Below are 21,141 nucleotides of genomic sequence, written 5' to 3'. Positions count from 1 at the left end.
GCTCCGGAGCGGACCAGAATCGATCAGATCAGGACATCGCCAGGCGCGCGGGGCGCCCGCCGCCTCAGACCAGGCCGCCGGCCTGCAGCTCTTTCTTGAGGTAGGCGTAGAACAGCGGCGCCGCCACCAGCCCGGCCGGGCCGAACACCGCCTCGGCCACGAACATCACGGCCAGCAGCTCCCACACGCTCATCTGCGTGCGGCTGCCCACCACCTTGGCGTTGATCACGTACTCGGCCTTGTGGATCAGGATCAGGAAGGCCAGGCAGGCCGCGGCCGTGACCGGCGACACCGACAACGCCACCAGCGTGATCACCGCGTTGCACACCAGGTTCCCCACGATCGGCACCAGCCCGGCGACGAAGGTCAGCGTGATCAGCGCGGGCGTGTAGGGCAGGTGCGGGCCCCACAGCGGCATCAGCACCAGCAGGAAGATGGCGGTCAGCAGCGTGTTGAAGGCCGCGATCCAGAACTGCGCCGCGACGATCTGGCCGAAAGCCTGGCCGAACATCGTGATGCGCTGGTGCAGCTCCTCCGCCAGCGGCCGGCGCGGTCCGCGCGCATGCGCCACCGCGGCCAGCCCGCCGATGATCAGCCCCACGTAGGCGAACAGCAGCGCCCCGAGCCAGGCGCGGCCGGTGAGTGCCAGCATGCCGGCCTGGGCGCGCATGTAGTTCGCCACCATGCGCTGGATCTCGGCCGCGCCCTCGGGCAGGTAGACCGCGATCTCGGGCGGCAGCTTCAGCCGCAGCTCGAGCACGGTGCGTGCCGTGTAGTCGAGCAGCTCGCGGTACTGGTCGGGTGCGTCGATGACGTATTCCCGCGCCTGCGACAGCCCCACGGTGACCAGCGCGATCGGCGCCAGCAGCACCAGCGTGACCGCCAGCACGCGCGCGATGCCGTCGCCGCGCGCGCGCAGTGGCGCGAAGCGCGCCAGGCCGCGGCCGATCAGCCGCGCGAAGAAGCGCGTGGCCAGGAAGCCGATGCAGGCGCACAGCAGCCCCGGCAGCAGGTGCTGCCACATCACGAGCATCAGGCCCGCGAGCATCAGCAGGTAGCTGGCGATCACCACGTTGCGCGGGGCGCTGCGTGGCGGCACGGGGGCGATGGGAGCGGTGGGCAGGGGCTTGGTCATCCGGGAGGGCGCTTGCGCGTCGAAACCCGGTGGGTTCAGGCGACGACCACGGCGGCGCCTTCGCCGCGCTCGGCGATCGCGCCGATCTCGTGCACCGTCTCGCCGGCCGCGCGCAGCGTGGCGGCGCAGGCGGCGGCCTCGGCCGCGTCGATCACCACCACCATGCCGATGCCGTTGTTGAAGGTGCGGTTCATCTCGATGTCGTCGATGCCGGCCACCTTCTGCAGCCAGGCGAACAGCTCGGTCTGCGGCCAGCTGCCCTTCTTCAGGTGGGCGGCCGTGCCTTCGGGCAGCACGCGCGGGATGTTCTCGAGCAGGCCGCCGCCGGTGATGTGGGCCAGCGCCTTGATCGGGTGCTTGCCGAGCGCCTCGAGCACCGGCTTCACGTAGAGGTGGGTGGGCTCCATCACGGCCTCGCGGAAGGGCTTGCCGTCGAGCGTGGCGGGCAGCTCGGCGCCGGCACGTTCGATCACCTTGCGCACCAGGCTGAAGCCGTTGGAATGCACGCCGGCCGAGGCCAGGCCCAGCACCACGTCGCCGGGCTTGACGTTCTGGCCCGTGAGGATCTTCGACTTTTCGACCGCGCCGACCGCGAAGCCCGCCAGGTCGTACTCGCCGGCCGGGTACATGCCGGGCATCTCGGCGGTTTCGCCGCCGATCAGCGCGCAGCCCGAGAGCTCGCAGCCGCGCGCGATGCCGCCGACCACCGCCGCGGCGGTGTCGACGTCGAGCTTGCCGCAGGCGAAGTAGTCGAGGAAGAACAGCGGCTCGGCGCCCTGCACCAGCACGTCGTTGACGCTCATGGCCACGAGGTCGATGCCGACCGTGTCGTGCATGTTCCATTCGAAGGCCAGCTTGAGCTTGGTGCCCACGCCGTCGGTGCCGCTCACCAGCACCGGCTCCTTGTAGCGCTTGGGCACCTCGAACAGGGCGCCGAAACCGCCGATGCCGGCCAGCACGCCTTCGCGCAGGGTCTTCTTCGCGAGCGGCTTGATGCGGTCGACCAGCGCGTCGCCGGCATCGATGTCGACGCCGGCGTCCTTGTAGCTGAGCGGAGTGGGCAGAGGGGAGGTCATGGCTGGTTGGAAGCGAGAGGAATGGAAAGCGCACCGGCCGCGATGGCACCCCGGGGGGGAGGGTCAAAGGGCGAAACGGCCGGGCCGATAGAATTCCGGACGATTTTACGGGCGTTGACCGCCCCCTCCATGAACCTTCCCGGGATGAAACAGCTCGCGCTCGATATCGGCATCGCGACGGGCCCCAGCTTCGACGCCTTCTTTGCCGGCCCGAACGAGGCGGCGCTGCGGCACCTGCAACTGTGGGTGGGCGGCGCCGGCAGTCCGGCGCTCCACTCGCCCGTGCCCACCTACCTGTGGGGCGAAAGCGGCAGCGGCAAGACCCACCTGCTCGAATCGGTGCGCGTGGCGCTGCGCGAGCAGGGCGCCAGCGTGGGCTGGCTGCACGCCGGCCTGCTGGAGCCGCCCGAGTTCGACGAGCGCTGGGTCGCCGTGCTGCTCGACGAGGTGCACCTCTACACCGCCGTGCAGCAGCACGCGGCCTTCAACTGGTTCGTCAATGCGCAGAGCCTGCAGCGCGGCGTGGTGGCCGCGGGCGCGCTGCCGCCGGCCGATCTGCCGCTGCGCGAGGACCTGCGCACCCGCCTCGGCTGGGGCCACGTGTTCCATCTGCAGGTGCTCGGCGAGAGCGAGCGGCGCGCCGTGCTGCGCCAGGCCGCCGATGCGCGCGGCGTGATGCTGTCCGACGATGTCCTCGACTACATGCTGCACCGCTTCAGCCGCGACCTCGGCAGCCTGATGGAGCTGCTCACGCAGCTCGACGGCTATGCGCTGCAGACGCAACGCGCGATCACCATTCCGTTGATCCGCTCCATGCTCGAAAACGAATAAGAAGAACCCTTCTCAACCAATGATCAAGAAATTCATCGACAAGCTGCTCGGCAAATCCGCCGGCGGCGCACAGGGAAAGAGCCGCTTCGGCAAGCGCGAGGAAGTGCCGGCGGAGGTTCACCGGATCGATCCGGCCCTGGTCGACGAACGCGCGAAGAACGTGGTCACCACCCTGCAGCAGGCCGGTTTCGAGGCCTACGTGGTGGGCGGCGCGGTGCGCGACCTGCTGCTCGGCCTGCGGCCCAAGGACTTCGACGTGGCGACCAATGCCACGCCCGAGCAGGTCAAGGGGCTGTTCCGCCGCGCCTTCATCATCGGGCGGCGCTTCCGCATCGTGCACGTGGTGTACGGGCGCGGCCGCGAGCACGAGGTGATCGAGGTCTCGACCTTCCGCGCCTACATGGACGCGGCCGCGGCCGGCCAGGTCAGCGGCAACGAGCGGACCAGCAAGGGCGAGCTCGCGGGCATGACCCATGCCGTGGACGCCAGCGGCCGCGTGCTGCGCGACAACGTCTGGGGCCCGCAGGAGGAAGACGCCGCGCGCCGCGACTTCACCGTCAACGCGATGTACTACGACCCGGCGCGGCAGGTGGTGATCGACTACCACCACGGCATCCGCGATGCCCAGAAGCTGGTGCTGCGCATGATCGGCGACCCGGCCGTGCGCTACCGCGAGGACCCGGTGCGCATCATCCGCGCCATCCGCTTCTCGGCCAAGCTCGCGGCCCTGGGCTTCAAGCTCGAGCCCAAGACCGGCGCGCCGCTGGTCGAGTCGAGCAAGCTGCTGGCCGACGTGCCGCAGAGCCGCCTGTTCGACGAGATGCTCAAGCTGCTGCAGACCGGCCACGCGATCGCCACCGTCGAGCAGCTGCGCAAGCTGGGGCTGGCCAGGGGCATCTATCCGCTGCTCGACGTGGTGGTGGAGCGTGCCGACCTGCCGTTCGTGAAGGCCGCGCTGCAGGACACCGACCGCCGCGTCGGCGAGGGCAAGCCGGTGGCGCCTAGCTTCCTGCTGGCCTGCGTGCTGTGGGCCGACGTGCGCGACGGCTGGGCCCAGCGCCAGGAAGGCCGCAACGGCCAGCGCGCGCAGCCGCCGTTCCCGGCGCTGCAGGACGCGATCGACGACGTGTTCAACGCGCGCATCGGCGACGTCTCGGGCCGCGGCAAGCTGGCCGCCGACATGCGCGAGATCTGGATGATGCAGCCGCGCTTCGACAAGCGCACCGGCTCCACGCCCTACAGCCTGGTCGAGCAGGCGCGCTTCCGTGCCGCCTTCGACTTCATGCGCCTGCGCGCCGACGTGGGTGAGGTCAGCGAGGCCATCGCCGAGTGGTGGCAGGAGTTCAGCACCTCGGACGACACGCGGCGCCAGGACCTGCTGGACCAGGTGCGCGACGAACAGAAGACACGTCAGCGCGTGCGGGTGCGCAACACCGCGCCCGCGGCCGGTCCCGTGGTCGTCAAGAGCGCCGCCGCGCGCGGCGACGAGCGCGCGGACGACGAGGCGGCCGACGGCGAAGCCGGTGCTGCCGTGCCGCCCGATGGCGAGGCGGCCGCGCCGCGCAAGCGCCGGCGCCGCCGCAAGCCGCGTACCGGTGGTGAGGGCGGCGCGCCAGCCGCGTCCGAATGAGTACCACCGGGCGCCCGCCGGGCGGCAAGGGCGCGGGCGGCCGCAAGCCCGCGGGGGGCGGCGAGGGCCGTCGCCAGGCACCGCGCGATGCCCGCGATGGCGATCGCAAGCCCGGCGGCCGCGGCGCCAGTTCCGCCGGCCCGGCCCGCAAGGGCGCCGCGCCGGCGCGCAGGCCGGCCGGTCGCTCGGGCGGCTCCGGCCCGGCCCGGCCCCCGAGCCGGTCCCGCGACGAGTACCCCACGGTCCAGGCCTTCATCGCGATCGGTGCCAACCTCGGCGATGCCGCCGCGGCGGTGCGCGCCGCCATCCTCGCCATCGGCGCGATCGAGCGCACCACCGTGACGGCCAGTTCCTCGCTCTATCGCAGCGCGCCGGTCGATGCCACCGGCCCCGACTTCATCAATGCCGTGGTCGCGGTGCGCACCGGCCTCACGGCCGAGGCGCTGCTGGCCGACCTGCAGCAGCTCGAGCTCGAGGCCGGGCGCGAGCGGCCGTTCCCGAATGCGCCACGCACCCTCGACCTCGACCTGCTGACGCACGGCAACACGGTCAAGGACACGCCCGCGCTCACGCTGCCGCATCCGCGCATGCGCGAGCGCGCCTTCGTGCTGAAGCCGCTGGCGGAGATCGCGCCCGACAAGGTGCCGCGCGCCGCGCTGGCGCGCGTGTCGAAGCAGGTCATCGAGCGGCTGCGCGACACCGATCCCCAGGCTTGAGCGGGCCGCCAGGGCGGGCCTCGATCCCGCCGGCGTCGCGCCGGTGATGCTGCTGGCGGCTGCGCGGCAGCCACGCCGCGCGCATATACAACGAAAAGATCAACCCCCCAAGGTCCGGATCGCACGATCCGCCCGTTTAAACTTCGCGGGTTTTTCATCAAGGCGTCATGAAACTGTGATTGACGTCCTCCAGGAGTCGCCATGTTCGGCAAGCTGCTGCCCCGCGAGGGCAATTTCTTCGAGATGTTCAACCAGCACGCCGAGCGCATCGTCGAGGCGGCCCGGGCGTTCGAGCAACTCGTCACCAACTACAACGACGTGCACCTGCGCGAGCAGTACAACCGCGACGTCGACAACGCCGAGCGCGCGGCCGACCGCGTCACGCACGACGTCAACCGGCTGATCCACAAGACCTTCATCACGCCGATCGACCGCGAGCAGATCCACAAGCTCATCAACACCATGGACGACGTGGCCGACCTGATCCAGGACTCGGCCGAGACCATGGCGCTGTACGACGTGCGCCACATGACCGAGGAGATCGTGCGCCTCACCACGCTGAGCGTGAAGTGCTGCGACCGCCTCAAGGACGCCGTGAAGTACCTCGGCAAGATCGCCGACCCGGCCGTGGCCGAGGCCACCCTGAAGACCTGCGAGGAGATCGACCGCCTCGAGTCCGACGCCGACCGCGTGATGCGCAGCGCCATGAGCAAGCTGTTCCGCGAGGAGCCCGACGTGCGCGAGGTCATCAAGCTCAAGGCGATCTACGAGCTGCTCGAGACGATCACCGACAAGTGCGAGGACGTGGCCAACGTGATCGAGGGCATCGTCCTCGAGAACTCCTGAGCGGGCACGACCGATGGCAACGGTGCAGGTCGCCCTCTGGGTGGTGATGGTGCTGGTCGCGCTCGCGATCCTGTTCGACTTCATGAACGGCTTCCACGATGCCGCCAACTCGATCGCGACCGTGGTGTCCACGGGCGTGCTGCGGCCCGGCCAGGCCGTGGTGTTCGCCGCCTTCTTCAACCTGATCGCGATCTTCGTCTTTCATCTGAGCGTGGCCGCCACCGTGGGCAAGGGCATCGCCCAGCCCGGCGTGGTCGACGTGCATGTGGTGTTCGGCGCGCTGATCGGCGCCATCAGCTGGAACCTCGTCACCTGGTACTACGGCATCCCCAGCAGCTCCTCGCATGCGCTGATCGGCGGCATCGTCGGCGCCGTGATCGCCAAGACCGGCACCAGCGGCCTCGTCGCCTCGGGCATCTGGAAGACCGTGGCCTTCATCTTCGTCTCGCCGGTGCTGGGCTTCCTGCTCGGCTCGCTGATGATGGTGATCGTGGCCTGGACCTTCCGCCGCGCCACGCCCTCGCGCATCGACCGCTGGTTCCGGCGGCTGCAGCTGGTCTCGGCCGGCGCCTACAGCCTGGGCCACGGCGGCAACGACGCGCAGAAGACCATCGGCATCATCTGGATGCTGCTGATCGCCACCGGCTACGCCTCGGCTGGCGAGGCAGAACCGCCGACCTGGGTCATCGTGAGCTGCTATGCCGCGATCGCGCTGGGCACCATGTTCGGCGGCTGGCGCATCGTCAAGACCATGGGCCAGAAGATCACCAAGCTCAAGCCCGTGGGCGGCTTCTGCGCCGAGACCGGCGGCGCGCTTACGCTGTTCCTGGCCACCGCGCTGGGCATTCCCGTGTCGACCACCCACACCATCACCGGCGCCATCGTCGGCGTGGGCTCGGCGCAGCGCGCGAGCGCGGTGCGCTGGGGCGTGGCGGGCAACATCGTGTGGGCATGGATCTTCACGATCCCGGCATCGGCGTTCGTGGCGGCGATTGCTTACTGGGTGAGCTGGCAGATCTTCTGAGCCTCGTTGTTCGGGGCGCAGCTCGAAGCCGCATCGGCTGCGCGCACCGTCATCCCTCATTCGCCATTGCTGGACCACGGCTGCCCGATGCCGTGCGATCGCAGCGCAGCGCAGTGCGTTTCAGCACAACTTTCTGAGCGTGTTGTTATCGCGCCAAAGAGTCCCGTTTCCGTGAACGGACTCTAAGGGTTGTCACGGACTCTTCACCCGCGCACGAGACCATCACTGCACCCGATTGCAGATGCATCGCGTGCAACGTCGCTCGGAGCCGGTCCCACGCCGGCGCCGCATGAAACGCGATCCGATGCATGCGAGAAACCGCGGCGAGCCGCCGCGGAATCCCCGGTGTCCCCCCGTTCCGGGGTGGTTCCTCGAAGAACCGCCCAGGACGCTTGTTGTGCTTAAGAAAGAGGAAGCTGAAATGAAAAAATCCCTGGTGGCATTGGCCGCCGTGCTGGCGGCCGGCGGAGCGGCTGCTCAATCGTCGGTGACGCTGTTCGGCGTGGTCGATGCGAGCGTGAGCAACTACTCGACCAAGAGCGAGTACCGTGGCACGAACCCGCTGCTCTACGGCGCTTCGCGCAAGCAGAGCCAGACGGCCCTGGCGAACGGCAGCAGCAGCTCCAGCCGCCTCGGTTTCCGCGGCACGGAAGATCTGGGCGGTGGCCTGGCAGCGAGCTTCTGGCTCGAATCGGGCATCACCAACGATGACGGCAAGACCGGCGTGGCCGCGTTCGACCGTCGCTCCACCGTGAGCCTGTCGGGTGGCTTCGGCGAAATCCGCCTCGGTCGCGACTACACGCCCACCTACTGGAACGACAACGTGTTCGATCCCTTCGGTCTGCGTGGCGTGGGCACGAGCCTGATCAGCCGCGTCGGCGACTCGCTGTCGCGCAAGGCAGGCACCGCGCCCAACGGCGCTTCGGCCAGCGACAACTACGCGCGCGCCAGCAACAGCATCGGCTACTTCCTGCCGCCGAACCTCGGTGGCTTCTATGGCCAGTTCCAGTACGCGCTGCACGAGAACGTCAAGTTCGACGAGAACGTGATCGAGTCGCCCTCGAAGCGCGGTTCGTACTTCGGCGGCCGTGTCGGCTATGCCAACGGCCCGCTGGACGTCGCCGTTTCCTACGGCCAGGACAACAAGGACACCACGCCGCTGACCGCGACCACGGTCCTGACCCCGGCGCTGGCTTCGCAAGCGTTCAAGAACCGCATCAACACCTTCAACCTCGGCGCGAGCTACGACCTCGGCGCGGCGAAGCTGTTCGGCGAATACTCGCAGGTCCGCAACAAGTTCGACACGGCCACCGCCCTGGGCGCCCTGACCTTCGTCGACAGCGTGACCGACAAGTACGACGGCTTCCTGCTCGGCGTCAGCGTGCCGGTGGGCCCGGGCCAGATCAAGGCTTCGTACGGCTACGTGAAGTACAAGGCCGGCCAGAACGGCTTCGTGAACCCGGCCACCGCGCTGTTCGGCAACCCCGAGCTGTCGACCAAGGCCAACCAGTTCGCGCTGGGCTACGTGCACAACCTGTCGAAGCGCACCGCCCTGTACGCCACGATCGCCCGCGTGCGCATCAAGGATGGCCAGAACAACACGGCCGTGTTCAACCGCGTGACCACCGGTGGCGCTCCGGCCTACCTGGCGACCGCCGGCTGGGCACCGCGCTCGTCGACGGGCTACGACTTCGGGCTGCGCCACAGCTTCTGATTCCCGCGTCTTTTTTGTCTCCAAGGTTTGCCACCCGGCTCTGGTCGGGTGGTTTTTTTGGTTGGTACCCGGCGTCGGCGCCGGGTGCCAATCCCCGGATCTACTGGGAAATCTTCCGTCCCTCTTCGACCTGGTGCTCGAAGTAGCGCTGGAAGCTGAACACGATGCTCGCCATGAGGATCGTGCTGCCGAAGAACAGTGCCAGCACCACCGCGCCGATGGTGGCCCAGCTCGTGCGACCCGGTTCCGCGTCGGGTGCCGCGCCCGCGTTGTAGCGTGCATTCCACTTCTCGGGCGTCATCAGGCCGTAGACGATGGCCGTGAGCGCGCAGCCGGCGATGGTGAAGCCGAGGAAAGGGATCAGCACCCAGCTCCAGCCGTCGTCCACGCCGAACATGCGCACGCGCTCGATGCCGTAGAGGCCCAGCGCGGTCGGGATCGGCAGCAGCCAGCCGAGCCAGTCGCCCAGTCCGCGCAGGTAGAAGCGGTGCAGGCCCAGCGGGCCGCCCAGGAAGGCCAGCCAGGCCGTGGTCGTCTTGCTTTTCATGCGGTGCTCGATCCTGCTTTCGTTGCTTCGTTCATTCGGGATGGGTGCTGCTGCCCGCGCCGATGCTCTTTTCCATCAGCACGACGTCGCGCCACTGGCCGAACTTCCAGCCGCAGTCCTTGAGCACGCCGACCTGGGTGAAGCCCTGGCCGCGGTGCACGCCGATCGAGCCGGCATTGGCCGAGTCGCCGATCACCGCGATCAGCTTGCGCACGCCGGCGGCCTCGGCCGCCTCGCACAGGGCGGCCAGCAGCCGCGCGCCCAGGCCCTGGCCGCGCGCGGCCTCGGCCAGGTAGATCGAGTCCTCGGCCGAGAAGCGGTAGGCCGGGCGCGGCTTGAACCAGTTGCAGTAGGCGAAACCCAGCAGCGCGCCGTCGCGCTCGGCGACCAGGTAGGGCAGCCCCTTGCCCAGCACGTCGGCACGCCGGGCGGCCATCTCGGTGGGGGAGGGCGGCTCGGTCTCGAAGGTGCCCGTGCCGTGCAGGACATGGTGGGCGTAGATGGCGGCGATCGCCGGGATGTCGTCTTCCCGGCTGGGGCGGATCGTTGTCATGAGGGGAAATTGGGGAGGCGAAATGGCCGTGAATGGGCCGGAAACTGGCCAGTGCAGGCAAGAATTCTCGGCCGGAACGCGGTGCGGGCTATAATCGTGGGCTTTTCAGCGTGTCGCTGGCCGGGTGGCCATGTCGCGTGTCTCGACGCTGGAAGAACATCGTGAGCAGGTTTTCATCTTCAAACACGAAGGCCTGCGACCCACCCAAGGATAAATCATGGTCGTCATTCGACTCTCCCGTGGCGGTGCCAAAGGCCGTCCGTTCTTCAACATCGTCGTGTCGGACAAGCGCGTTCGCCGCGATGGCCGTTTCATCGAGCGCCTGGGTTTCTACAACCCGACCGCCAAGGAAAACGAAGAAAGCATCCGTATCGCTCAGGACCGCCTGACGTACTGGAAGAGCGTCGGCGCCCAGCCCTCGCCCACCGTCGCGCGCCTGATCCGTCAAGCCGCCGCGGCCGCTCCCAAGGCTGCCGCCTAAGCAGCCCGGCCACCGGCGATGCTGCCCGCGCTCGAAGCCGCCGAATTGCCGGCGGACGCGATCGAAGTAGGCCGCATCGCCGATGCCTGGGGCATCAAGGGCTGGTTCAAGGTCCTGCCCCACAGCGCCCAGCCCGAGGCGCTTTTTTCTTCCAAGCGCTGGTTCCTGCAGGCCCCCGGGGCTTCGGCCGCCACCGCTTTCCGGCTCGCGATCAGCGAAGCCAAGGAACATTCCGACTGCATCGTCGCCTCGTCGCGTGACGTGCCCGACCGCAACGCGGCCGAGGCGCTGCGTGGCGCGCGCGTGTTCGTGCCGCGCTCGAGCTTTCCGAGCACCGCCGACGACGAGTACTACTGGGTCGACCTGATCGGCCTCGAGGTGGTCAACCGCGAAGGCATCGTGCTCGGCGCGGTGCGCGAGCTGCTCGCCACCGGCCCGCAGACCACGCTGGTGATCGCGGCCGAGCAGGACGGCAAGGCCATCGAGCGCATGGTGCCGTTCGTCTCGGCCTTCGTCGACGGCGTCGACCTCGCGGGCCGGCGCATCACGGTCGACTGGCAGCCCGACTACTGATCCCGGCCCCGCCGCCGCGGTCCGCGCGCATGCGCTTCGACATCCTCACGCTGTTTCCCGAACTGTTCGCGCCCTTCATGGCCAGCGGCGTGACGCGCCGCGCCTACGAGTCGAAGCAGGTCGAGGTGGTGCTGTGGAATCCGCGCGACTACGCGAACGGCAACTACAAGCGCGTGGACGACCGCCCGTTCGGCGGCGGCCCCGGCATGGTGATGATGGCCGAGCCGCTGTCGGCCTGCCTCGCCGCGGCGCAGGCCGCGCGCGGCGTGCCGGCGCCGGTGGTGCTGTTCTCGCCGATCGGCGAGGCGCTGCGCCACGAAGCGGTCGAGCGCTGGTCGGCGAGCGAGGGCGCGGTGCTGATCTGCGGCCGCTACGAAGGCATCGACCAGCGCTTCATCGACGCCCATGTCACGCACCAGGTCAGCCTCGGCGACTTCGTGCTGTCGGGCGGCGAGATCCCGGCAATGGCGTTGCTCGACGCGGTGGCGCGGCTGCAGCCCGGCGTGCTCGGCGACGAGGCCAGCCATGTGCAGGACAGCTTCAATCCCGCGCTCGACGGCCTGCTCGACTGCCCGCACTACACGCGGCCCGAGCAGTGGAACGGGCAGGGCGTGCCGGCGCCGCTGATGTCGGGCCATCATGCGCAGATCGAGCGCTGGCGCCGCGACCAGCGGCTGGCGATCACCGCCCGGGAACGCCCCGAATTGATCGACGCGGCCCGCTCCGCCGGACGCCTGAACGCCGCCGATGAGGCGGTGCTCAAAAAAAAGCTATAATCGCGGGCTCCCCGATCCTCTGGCCGGCCGCGTCCGGTGCGAAGTCATCCCGCATGACTGCGCCAACGACGCCTTTTGTGCAGCGCGGACACGATCGATATCAGGAAATCATGAACCTCATCCAGACTCTCGAGCAGGAAGAAATCGCCCGCCTCGGCAAGACCATCCCCGATTTCATGCCCGGTGACACGGTCATCGTCAGCGTGAACGTCGTCGAAGGCACCCGCAAGCGCGTGCAGGCCTACGAAGGCGTGGTGATCGCCAAGCGCAACCGTGGCCTCAACAGCGGCTTCACCGTGCGCAAGATCTCCAGCGGCGAAGGCGTGGAACGTACCTTCCAGACCTACAGCCCGCTGATCGCCAACATCGAAGTCAAGCGCCGCGGCGACGTGCGCCGCGCCAAGCTGTACTACCTGCGCGACCGCAGCGGCCGTTCGGCTCGCATCAAGGAAAAGCTGCCCGGCAAGTCGTCGAGCGCCGCGGCCGCGTAAGCTGCCCGCAGGCTTGCCTGTTGCGAAAAAGCCGCCGCTCTGGCGGCTTTTTGCGTTTTGCCCCCGTTTCCCTTTCGTCCGTTCACCCTTCGCCTCACGATCGATCACTTGACCGCCTCCAGCGCCGCCCCGTCCATGTCCTCCGCCACCTCCGAACCCGTCAATGCCGTCGTGCCCACGATGCTGCCGCCATTCGACCCGCGCAAGGTCCCGGTGGTGGGTGGCGGCACGGCCGACGGGCTGCCCGCGGTGGCGCTGGAGCAGCTGACGGCGCAGGCGCTGCGCGCGCGCTTCGCTTCGCCGCCGGCCTGGGCGCCCGAACTGCGCCGCGAGCCGCGCATGACCGGCCGCGAGCCCGCGCAGGCGGCCGTGCTGGTGCCGATCGTGCAGCGCCCGCAGGGCCCGACCGTGCTGCTCACCGAGCGCACCGCGAACCTGTCGACCCATTCGGGACAGGTCGCGTTCCCGGGCGGCCGCGTCGATCCCGAGGACGCCAACATCGCGGCCGCCGCGCTGCGCGAGGCCTGGGAAGAGGTCGGCCTGTCGGCCAGCTACATCGAGGTGCTCGGCAGCCTGCCGACCTACACCACCGTGACCTCGTTCATCGTCACGCCGGTGGTGTCGCTGGTCGAGCCCGGCTTCGAGCTCACCATCAATCCCTACGAGGTCGCGCAGGCCTTCGAGGTGCCGCTGGGCTGGCTCATGGACCCGGCCAACCACCGCCGCCATGCCGTTCCCGCGGGCGACGGGACGCAGCGGCACTGGTACTCGATGCCCTACCAGGACGGCAGCGAGGAGCGCTTCGTCTGGGGCGCGACGGCCGGCATGCTGCGCAATCTCTACCGCTTCCTGAGCGCCTGAGCCGCCTGAAGAAACGGCGAGTTCTGTCGGCCTCATAGGCCCGCAAGCCCCGAACGACGGGGCTGTCTCGCTATCATCTCTGGATGAGCTTCTTCGCCATCCTGTGTGCGTTGCTGATCGAGCAGGTGCGGCCGCTGGCCCCGCACAACCCCGTGTATGGCGGCGTGCTCGCATGGACGCGCTGGACCAGCCGCAACTTCGACGCGGGCAAGCCGCACCATGGATGGATCGCCTGGGGTCTCGCGGTCTTCGTGCCGACGCTGCTCGCGCTCGGCATCCACTGGCTGCTGGTGCTCACGCTGGGGCTGCCGTTCGCGGTGCTCTGGAGCATCGCGGTGCTCTACGTCACGCTGGGCTTTCGCCAGTTCAGCCACCACTTCACCGACATCCGCGACGCGCTCGACGAAGGCGACGAGCCGCTCGCGCGCTCGCTGCTCGCGCACTGGCAGGGCGTGGACGCCGCCGAGCTGCCGCGCAGCGAGATCGTGCGCCATGTGATCGAGCATTCGGTGATCGCCGCGCACCGCCACGTGTTCGGCGTGCTGGCCTGGTTCTCGGTGCTCGCCGCGGTCGGCCTGGGGCCGGCCGGCGCGGTCTTCTACCGCATGAGCGAATTCGTCGCGCGCTACTGGGCGCACAAGAACGGCGCCGCCGTGCAGCCCTCGAGCGAATCGGTGCAACAGGCCGCCGAGGGCGCCTGGCATGCGATCGACTGGCTGCCCGCGCGCATCACGGCGCTGGGCTTCGCGGTGGTGGGCAGCTTCGAGGAAGCGATCGACTGCTGGCGCAACGACGCGCGCCGCTTTTCGAGCGAGAACGACGGCGTGATCCTCGCGGCCACCTCGGGCGCGGTCAACGTGCGCCTGGGCGGCGGCCGGCTGCGGCCCATCCCCAGCGTCGATCCGCTGCCGCGCGCGCAGGCCGGCGAATCCTTCGCCGACACCCGGCGCACCGACAGCGGCAGCACGCCGGGCCGCGAGCCCGAGCCCGGCCACCTGCGCAGCGTGGTGGGCCTGGTCTGGCGCTCGGTCGTGATGTGGATGGTGCTGCTCGCGCTGCTCACGCTCGCGCGGCTGCTGGGCTGAGCCCATGGCCGATTCGATCGATCCGGCGGCCAGGCGCGCGCCTTCGTTCTGGAGCCCGCGCATCGCGGACCTCGAGCCCTATGTGCCCGGCGAGCAGCCGCGCATCCGGGACCTCGTGAAGCTCAACACCAACGAGAACCCGTATCCCCCGTCGCCGCGCGCCATCCAGGCGATCCGCGAGGCGGCCGAGAACGGCCTCGAGCTCTATCCCGACCCCACCTCGCTCGCGCTGCGCGAAGCCGTCGCGCGCCGCCACGGGCTCGCGGTCGAGCAGGTCTTCGCGGGCAACGGTTCCGACGAGGTGCTGGCCCACGCCTTCTTCGCCTTCTTCCAGCAGCGCGAGCCGCTGCTGATGCCCGACATCAGCTACAGCTTCTACCGCGTCTATGCGCAGCTCTACGGCATCGCCTGCGAGCAGTTGCCGGTCGACGAGGGCCTGCGTATCGACGTGGCCGCCATGGCCGATCGCGCGCGCGAAGGCTGCGCGGGCGTCGTGGTCGCCAATCCGAATGCCCCCACCGGCATCGGCCTGCCGCTGGCGCGCATCGAGGAACTGCTGCGCGCCTGTCCCGAGCGCGTGGTGCTGGTGGACGAGGCCTACGTCGATTTCGGCGCCGAGAGCGCGCTCCCGCTGATCCCGCACCATGCCAACCTGCTGGTGGTGCAGACGCTCTCGAAGTCGCGTTCGCTGGCCGGCCTGCGCGTGGGCTTCGCCTGCGGCCAGTCGCACCTGATCGATGCGCTGGTGCGCGTGAAGGACAGCTTCAACTCCTACCCGCTCGACCGGCTCGCGAGCGCCGGCGCCGTGGCGGCGCTCGAGGACGAGGACTGGTTCCGCAAGACGCGCGACGACGTCGTCGACACCCGCGAGGGACTGGTGCTGCAGCTCGAGGACCTGGGCTTCGAGGTGCTGCCCTCGCGGACCAATTTCGTGTTCGCGCGGCATCCGTCGCGCGATGCCGCCGAACTGGCCGCCGCGCTGCGCGAGCGCGCGGTGCTGGTGCGGCACTTCCGCCAGCCGCGCATCGCGCAGTACCTGCGCATCAGCATCGGCACGCGCGCGCAGTGCAGCGTGCTGGTGGAGCGGCTGCGCGAAATCCTGCAGGCTCAGTAGCGCGTCTCGCTGAGCTCCGCGAACAGGTCGCCGTAGATCCTGTAGCGCGAGGCGCTGATCGGCCCGTCGTTGGCCGCCGATTCCACGTGCGCGATCACGCCGCAGCCCGGCTCGTGCAGGTGGGTGCAGTTGTAGAACTTGCACTCGCCCGCATGCTCGGCGATGTCGGGCATCAGGCCCGCGAGCTGCATCGGCGCGATGTGGTTGAGGCCGAATTCCTGGAAGCCCGGCGAGTCGATCAGCGCGGTGCTGCGCGCCGCGTCGACCCAGTACCAGGTGGTGCTGGTGGTGGTGTGCTTGCCCGAATTGAGCGCCTGTGAGATCTCGCCGGTGAGCGCGGTGGCGCCCGGCACCAGCAGGTTGATCAGCGTGCTCTTGCCCGCGCCCGAGGGGCCGAGCACCAGCGTGGTCTTGCCCGCGAGGCGCTGCGTCAGCGAGGCGTGGTCGACCTCGCCCGAGGCCTTGAGCGACAGCGGCAGCACGCCGTGGTGCATGCGCCGGTAGGGTGCGAGCTTGCGCCAGGCGCGCTCGAAGGGTTCGACCAGGTCGCTCTTGTTGAGCGCGATGATCGGCGTGATGCGCTCCGCCTCGGCCGCGATCAGGGCGCGCGCGAGCTGGTGTTCGGAGAACTCGGGCTCGGCCGCGATCAGGATCAGCACGTGGTCGAGGTTGGCCGCGAAGGACTTGGTGCGGATGTCGTCCTGGCGGTAGAACAGGTTGCGCCGCGGCACCACCTGCTCGATCGTGCCTTCGTCCTCGCTGGCCTGCCAGCGCACGCGGTCGCCGACCACAGCCTGGCTCTTCTTGCCGCGCGGATGGCAGATGCGTCGTTCGCCTTCGGGCGTCTCGACCAGGCAGTGGCGGCCGTGGCTGGCCACCACGAGGCCGTCGTGCAGCGCATCGGCCGAGGCTCGGCCCTGCTGGCGCTCGCGGCCCGGCTTAGCCAAAGGCGATCGCTCCGGTCATGCCGTGGGCGCGGCCGCCAGCAGCGCATCGGCCTGGCGTGCGCAGTCGAAGTCGGTGACCGAGATGCCACCGACGTCGTGCGTGTTGAAGCGCACCACGCAGCGGTTGTAGTGCACCGACAGGTCGGGGTGGTGGTCCTGCGTGTGGGCCACCATCGCCAGCGCGTTCACGAAGGCGATGGTCTCGAAGTAGTTCGTGAAGCTGTAGGTCTTCTCGATCGCGACGTTCGCGCCGTCGCCGCTGAGCTTCCAGCCTTCGAGCCGCGCCAGCGCCGAGACGATCTCGGTCGCGCTCAGTGCCTTGCGGGGGATGGACTTCCAGTCCTTGATCTTCAACATGCTGGCGGTGCTCATGGCGCTGCTTTCGAAAAGAGGTGCGGGGAGACGGAAAAGAGATGGCGCTCAGGCGGTCGCCAGCATGCGCGCGAGGCGCTCGGAGGCGGGCGGGTGGGAGTAGTAGAACTTGACGAACACCGGGTCGGGCGTGAGCGTCGAGGCGTTGTCCTGGTAGAGCTTGAGCAGCGCGGCCGAGAGGTCGGCGCCGCTGGTCTGGGCGATGGCATAGGCGTCGGCCTCGAACTCGTGCCTGCGCGACAGCCGCGCCGACAGCGGCGCGACGAAGAAGCCGAACACCGGCACTGCGAGCATGAACAGCAGCAGCGCCAGCGCGCTGTTGGGCGCCGCCGTCGACATGTTGGGCTGCACGCCCAGGCCGGTGTAGAACCAGGCCTGGGTCGAGACCCAGCCCAGCAGCGCGAAGCCCGCGAGGCTCAGCGCGAACATCGCGACCAGCCGCTTGACGATGTGGCGGTGCTTGAAGTGGCCGAGCTCGTGCGCGAGCACCGCCTCGACCTCGCCGGCGTTGAGCTGGCGCAGCAGGGTGTCGTAGAACACCACGCGCTTGCTGGCACCGAAGCCGGTGAAGTAGGCGTTGGCATGTGCGCTGCGGCGGCTGCCGTCCATCACGAACAGGCCCTTGGCGCGGAAGCCGCAGCGGCTCATGAGCGCGGTGACGCGGGCCTTGAGCGTCGGGTCGTCGAGCGGCTGGAACTTGTTGAAGATCGGCGCGATGAACATCGGGTAGACCAGCATCAGCAGCAGGTTGAAGCCCATCCACGCGGCCCAGGCCCAGAGCCACCACAGCGTGCCCGTGGCGCCCATGATCCACAGGATCAGCGCCGCGATCGGCAGCCCGATGGCCGCGCCGACCAGCGTCGAGACGACCGTGTCGCGCAGCCACAGGCCCCAGGTCATCTTGTTGAAGCCGAAGCGCTCCTCGAGCCTGAAGGTCTGCCACAGCGTGAACGGGAGTTCGAGCAGGCCGCCGATGGCCGCGAAGGCTGCCAGCAGCGCCAGCTGCTGCACCATGCCGCCGCCGAGCCAGGCCAGCAGCAGCTTGTTGAGCAGGTCGAGGCCGCCGAGCAGGGTCCAGCCCAGCAGCAGCGCCGTGCTCCAGGCCATCTCTATCAGCCCGAAGCGCGCCTTCGCCACCGTGTAGTCGGCCGCCTTCTGGTGCGCCGAGAGGCTGATCGTCTGCGCGAAGGCCTCGGGCACCTCGCCGCGATGCCGCGCCACGTGCCGCACCTGCCGCGAGGCCAGCCAGAACTTCACGAGCAGGCCGGCCACCAGCGCGGCGGCGAAGGCGAGGGTGAAGAGAAGCGAATAGGACATGCGCGCGAGTTTAGTCCTGGGCCCAAGCCCTTCGGACCATCGGCGACAATCCCTCGATGCCCGAATCCACCGCCTCCACGGCCGCCGCAGCGGTCCCCACCCTGAAGAAAAGCGACCAGAACCTGGTCTGGCTCGATTGCGAGATGAGCGGGCTCGATCCCGAGAAGGAACGGCTGCTCGAAATCGCCGTGGTCATCACCGGCCCCGACCTCACGCCGCGCATCGACGGCCCGGTGCTGGTCATCCACCAGAGCGACGCCGTGCTCGACGGCATGGATGCCTGGAACAAGGGCACGCACGGCCGCAGCGGCCTGATCGACAAGGTCAAGGCCTCCACCGTCGACGAGGCCGCTGCCGAGCAGCAGCTGATCGAATTCATCGCGCGCTACGTGCCCAAGAGCGGCTCGCCGATGTGCGGCAACACCATCGGCCAGGACCGGCGCTTCCTGGTCAAGTACATGCCCAGGCTCGAGGCCTACTTCCACTACCGCAACCTCGACGTCAGCACGCTCAAGGAGCTCGCCAAGCGCTGGAAGCCCGCGGCCTACAACGCCTTCAAGAAGCAGCAGGCCCACACGGCGCTGGCCGACGTGCACGAATCGATCGAGGAACTGGCGCACTACCGCGAGACCTTCCTGCGCCTGACCGACTGAGGCCTGGCGGCCGGAACAACGGCCGAATATCCGATTGCGCACGGGGATTAGGTAAAAACCCCGATGCATGTCATAATCGTGGGCTTCGCTGACCGGGGTGCCCGGCCATTCTTTCAAAAAGGATGGCGCGTGCATGAGCAGAATCGGTTCCCCGCCGGCATATCCCGCATCTCCCTATCTTGCACACCGCGCCCGATCGCATGGATCGATCAAAAAGGGCCGCAGCCTCGGGTTTCAGAACCGGAAGCTGAATGTCGTTGGATGGTTGATGTTTTTAACCACCAACGGGGCGCCGCCCACGGCAGCGCTCGCGTTTGAAATTTGACATTCATGACCGACGCTTTTGAAGCGCAGGGCGAGCTCGCGCCTGTGCAATCGATTCACAACAACGAATTCTCCGCTGTCACCTCCGAAGTGCCCGTGCTCGAGGCGCTCGACGCCGCCAGCACCGAGGCCAACGAAGTCCTCGAGGTCGCCGATCAGGACGCGCAGACGTCCGACGCGCCCGAGGCACCGCGCGGCCCCAACGGATTCATTCCGCTGGGCCTCGCTCCCGAACTGATCGCCGCCGTCGAGGACCTGGGCTTCCACCAGCCCACGACCGTGCAGGAAAAGGTGATCCCGCTGGCCCGCGGCGACGAATCGGCCCGTTTCGTCGACCTGATGGTCTCGAGCCAGACCGGCAGCGGCAAGACCGCGGCCTTCCTGCTGCCCGTGCTGCACACGCTGATCCGCCGCCAGGCCGAAGCAGCCGCCGCCGAGCGCGCCGAATTCGAGCGCCTGACGGCCGAAGCCGCCGAACGCGGCGAAGCGCCGCCCAAGCGGCCCAAGCGCGTCAACCCGACCAGCAACCGCAACTTCAAGGCCGCCACGCCCGGCGCCCTGGTGCTGTGCCCGACGCGCGAACTCGCGCAGCAGGTCGCGCACGACGCCATCGAGCTGGTGCGCCACTGCCGCGGCCTGCGCATCGCCAACGTGGTGGGCGGCATGCCCTACCAGTTGCAGATCGCACGCCTGCAGAACGCCGACCTCGTGGTCGCCACGCCGGGCCGCCTGCTCGACCTGCAGCGCTCGATGCAGATCAAGCTCGACAAGGTCAAGTTCCTGGTGGTCGACGAGGCCGACCGCATGCTCGACCTGGGCTTCGCCGACGACCTGGCCGAAGTCAACCAGCTCACCATCGAGCGCCAGCAGACCATGATGTTCAGCGCCACCTTCGCGCCGCGCATCCAGCAACTGGCCACCCGCGTGATGCGCGAACCGCAGCGCGTGACCATCGACAGCCCGCAGGAAAAGCACGCCAACATCAAGCAGGTGCTGTTTTGGGCCGACAACGCCACCCACAAGCGCAAGCTGCTCGACCACTGGCTGCGCGACACCAGCATCAACCAGGCGATCGTGTTCGCCAGCACCCAGGTCGAGTGCGACGGCCTCGCCAACGACCTGCAGCAGGACGGCTTCAGCGCCGTGGCGCTGCACGGCGCGCTGAGCCAGGGCCTGCGCAACCGCCGCCTGATGGCGCTGCGCCAGGGCCAGGTCCAGATCCTGGTGGCGACCGACGTGGCCGCGCGCGGCATCGACGTGCCGACCATCACCCACGTCTTCAACTTCGGCCTGCCGATGAAGGCCGAGGACTACACCCACCGCATCGGCCGTACCGGCCGTGCCGGCCGCGACGGCCTGGCGATCACCTTCGCCGAGTTCCGCGACCGCCGCCGCATCATGGACATCGAGCAGTACAGCCGCCAGCAGTTCAAGGCCGAGGTGATCCCCGGCATGGAGCCGCAGCAGCGCATGCCGCAATCGCGCCCGCAGGGCGACTTCGGCGGCCGCGGCCGCGGCGGCGATCGTCGCCAGGGCAACGGCGGCGGTGGCTACCGCGGCGGCAACGGCGGCGGCTATGCCAACGCCAGCGGCTTCAACGACCGCAATGCACGCGGCCCGGCCGGCGGCGCGCCGCGCGGCGGCTTCGGCGGTGGCCAGAACGCCGGTTTCGGCGGCGGCCGCGACCGTGACGAGTCGGCCGGCTTCGGCCGCAAGCCGGGCTGGGGCGACAGCGCACCGCGCGGCAATGCCGGCGGCAGCCGCAACGAAGGCTTCGGCGCCCGCAGCGGCGGCCCGCGCAACGAAGGCGGCTTCGCGCCGCGCAACGACGGCTTCGCGCCCCGCAAGGGCCCGGGCCACGCCGGCGGCCCCGGCAAGGTGTTCGTGCCGCGCGACGCGCAGAAGCGCGCCTTCAAGCCCAGCCGCTGATCGGCCCTCGAGCTGCTCGCAAAGCCCGCGTTCTCCGGAACGCGGGCTTTTTGCATTGGGGGTTTGCGAGCAGTCGAAGGCGCCGATTTTGATTGACGTCTGAATTGATGAAAAGTAATGTATTGGACGCGCGCAGTCCTGTATTC

The 21,141-nt window shown here is 69.0% G+C and carries 22 protein-coding genes; 15 read left to right on the top strand and 7 right to left on the bottom strand.

Going from position 1 to position 21,141, the window contains the following annotated elements; all coding sequences use genetic code 11:
- Window positions 1-64: 64 nt before the first annotated feature.
- Both KV106_RS07315 and purM read right to left on the bottom strand, forming a co-directional pair.
- Window positions 65-1,135 (bottom strand): AI-2E family transporter, encoded by a 1,071-nt coding sequence (locus tag KV106_RS07315; RefSeq protein ID WP_057590656.1) that lies wholly within the window; start codon window positions 1,133-1,135, stop codon window positions 65-67.
- A 35-nt stretch (window positions 1,136-1,170) separates the two neighbouring features.
- Complete coding sequence (gene purM, locus KV106_RS07310; protein WP_057590655.1) at window positions 1,171-2,211, bottom strand: phosphoribosylformylglycinamidine cyclo-ligase; 1,041 nt, start codon at window positions 2,209-2,211, stop codon at window positions 1,171-1,173.
- Window positions 2,212-2,355: 144 nt separating this feature from the next.
- On the opposite strand from purM, the gene hda reads away from it, so the two are divergent.
- The 6 genes from hda to KV106_RS07280 all read left to right on the top strand — a co-directional run bounded on the left by hda (window position 2,356) and on the right by KV106_RS07280 (window position 8,972).
- The gene (gene hda / locus KV106_RS07305; RefSeq protein WP_314733633.1) at window positions 2,356-3,042 is read left to right on the top strand and encodes a DnaA regulatory inactivator Hda; all 687 of its coding nucleotides are present in this window, start codon (window positions 2,356-2,358) and stop codon (window positions 3,040-3,042) included.
- 19 nt (window positions 3,043-3,061) lie between these two features.
- Window positions 3,062-4,672, top strand: a complete 1,611-nt coding sequence (gene pcnB, locus KV106_RS07300) for a polynucleotide adenylyltransferase PcnB (RefSeq protein WP_261208599.1) — start codon at window positions 3,062-3,064, stop codon at window positions 4,670-4,672.
- Window positions 4,669-5,388 carry a 2-amino-4-hydroxy-6-hydroxymethyldihydropteridine diphosphokinase gene (gene folK, locus KV106_RS40000; protein ID WP_314733632.1) on the top strand — a complete coding sequence of 240 codons (720 nt, stop codon included), beginning with the start codon at window positions 4,669-4,671 and terminating at the stop codon, window positions 5,386-5,388. Before pcnB ends, folK begins: the two co-directional genes overlap by 4 nt.
- A 201-nt stretch (window positions 5,389-5,589) precedes the next feature.
- Window positions 5,590-6,234, top strand: coding sequence for a DUF47 domain-containing protein (locus KV106_RS07290; protein ID WP_261208593.1), 645 nt, complete (start codon window positions 5,590-5,592; stop codon window positions 6,232-6,234).
- Between the two features lie 13 nt (window positions 6,235-6,247).
- Window positions 6,248-7,258, top strand: coding sequence for an inorganic phosphate transporter (locus KV106_RS07285; RefSeq protein WP_057590651.1), 1,011 nt, complete (start codon window positions 6,248-6,250; stop codon window positions 7,256-7,258).
- A gap of 421 nt (window positions 7,259-7,679) precedes the next feature.
- Window positions 7,680-8,972, top strand: a complete 1,293-nt coding sequence (locus tag KV106_RS07280) for a porin (RefSeq protein WP_057590650.1) — start codon at window positions 7,680-7,682, stop codon at window positions 8,970-8,972.
- A 100-nt stretch (window positions 8,973-9,072) separates the two neighbouring features.
- Here KV106_RS07280 and KV106_RS07275 read toward each other — a convergent pair whose 3' ends face one another.
- Window positions 9,073-9,519, bottom strand: coding sequence for an NINE protein (locus KV106_RS07275; RefSeq protein WP_057590649.1), 447 nt, complete (start codon window positions 9,517-9,519; stop codon window positions 9,073-9,075).
- A gap of 31 nt (window positions 9,520-9,550) precedes the next feature.
- On the bottom strand, window positions 9,551-10,072 hold the full coding sequence (locus KV106_RS07270) for a GNAT family N-acetyltransferase (protein ID WP_261208591.1): 522 nt from the start codon (window positions 10,070-10,072) through the stop codon (window positions 9,551-9,553).
- Window positions 10,073-10,289: 217 nt separating this feature from the next.
- On the opposite strand from KV106_RS07270, the gene rpsP reads away from it, so the two are divergent.
- The 7 genes from rpsP (at window position 10,290) to hisC (ending at window position 15,453) form a co-directional block, all read left to right on the top strand.
- Complete coding sequence (gene rpsP, locus KV106_RS07265; protein WP_057590647.1) at window positions 10,290-10,553, top strand: 30S ribosomal protein S16; 264 nt, start codon at window positions 10,290-10,292, stop codon at window positions 10,551-10,553.
- A gap of 18 nt (window positions 10,554-10,571) precedes the next feature.
- Complete coding sequence (rimM, locus tag KV106_RS07260; RefSeq protein WP_057590646.1) at window positions 10,572-11,126, top strand: ribosome maturation factor RimM; 555 nt, start codon at window positions 10,572-10,574, stop codon at window positions 11,124-11,126.
- A gap of 29 nt (window positions 11,127-11,155) precedes the next feature.
- Window positions 11,156-11,902, top strand: a complete 747-nt coding sequence (gene trmD / locus KV106_RS07255; RefSeq protein ID WP_261208589.1) for a tRNA (guanosine(37)-N1)-methyltransferase TrmD — start codon at window positions 11,156-11,158, stop codon at window positions 11,900-11,902.
- Between the two features lie 110 nt (window positions 11,903-12,012).
- Complete coding sequence (gene rplS / locus KV106_RS07250; RefSeq protein WP_057590644.1) at window positions 12,013-12,393, top strand: 50S ribosomal protein L19; 381 nt, start codon at window positions 12,013-12,015, stop codon at window positions 12,391-12,393.
- Between the two features lie 135 nt (window positions 12,394-12,528).
- Window positions 12,529-13,254: a CoA pyrophosphatase gene (locus KV106_RS07245; RefSeq protein ID WP_261208588.1), complete on the top strand. Its 726-nt coding sequence runs from the start codon at window positions 12,529-12,531 to the stop codon at window positions 13,252-13,254.
- Window positions 13,255-13,337: 83 nt separating this feature from the next.
- Window positions 13,338-14,339, top strand: a complete 1,002-nt coding sequence (locus KV106_RS07240; RefSeq protein WP_057590642.1) for a CobD/CbiB family protein — start codon at window positions 13,338-13,340, stop codon at window positions 14,337-14,339.
- 4 nt (window positions 14,340-14,343) lie between these two features.
- Entirely contained in the window at window positions 14,344-15,453 is a 1,110-nt protein-coding gene (gene hisC / locus KV106_RS07235; protein ID WP_261208587.1) for a histidinol-phosphate transaminase, read from the top strand.
- On the opposite strand, the gene rsgA is transcribed toward hisC, so the two are convergent.
- Genes rsgA through KV106_RS07220 form a run of 3 tightly spaced genes read right to left on the bottom strand, consistent with a single transcriptional unit; the run spans window position 15,447 to window position 18,089 of the window.
- Entirely contained in the window at window positions 15,447-16,400 is a 954-nt protein-coding gene (gene rsgA / locus KV106_RS07230; protein WP_261208586.1) for a ribosome small subunit-dependent GTPase A, read from the bottom strand. The two genes, hisC and rsgA, sit on opposite strands and share 7 nt — an antisense overlap.
- Window positions 16,401-16,415: 15 nt before the next feature.
- Complete coding sequence (locus KV106_RS07225) at window positions 16,416-16,772, bottom strand: 4a-hydroxytetrahydrobiopterin dehydratase (RefSeq protein ID WP_261208585.1); 357 nt, start codon at window positions 16,770-16,772, stop codon at window positions 16,416-16,418.
- 48 nt (window positions 16,773-16,820) lie between these two features.
- A complete protein-coding gene (locus tag KV106_RS07220) occupies window positions 16,821-18,089 on the bottom strand; it encodes a M48 family metallopeptidase (RefSeq protein ID WP_261208583.1) in 1,269 nt (422 codons plus the stop codon).
- A 56-nt stretch (window positions 18,090-18,145) separates the two neighbouring features.
- Between KV106_RS07220 and orn the strand changes: the two genes are divergently transcribed.
- Window positions 18,146-18,742, top strand: coding sequence for an oligoribonuclease (orn, locus tag KV106_RS07215; protein WP_261208570.1), 597 nt, complete (start codon window positions 18,146-18,148; stop codon window positions 18,740-18,742).
- Between the two features lie 330 nt (window positions 18,743-19,072).
- A complete protein-coding gene (locus KV106_RS07210; protein WP_261208561.1) occupies window positions 19,073-20,995 on the top strand; it encodes a DEAD/DEAH box helicase in 1,923 nt (640 codons plus the stop codon).
- Window positions 20,996-21,141: the final 146 nt, after the last annotated feature.

Origin of the sequence: Variovorax endophyticus (assembly GCF_025376855.1) — a bacterium.
Lineage (GTDB): Bacteria > Pseudomonadota > Gammaproteobacteria > Burkholderiales > Burkholderiaceae_C > Variovorax.
This window is presented reverse-complemented; position numbering and strand designations above follow the sequence as displayed.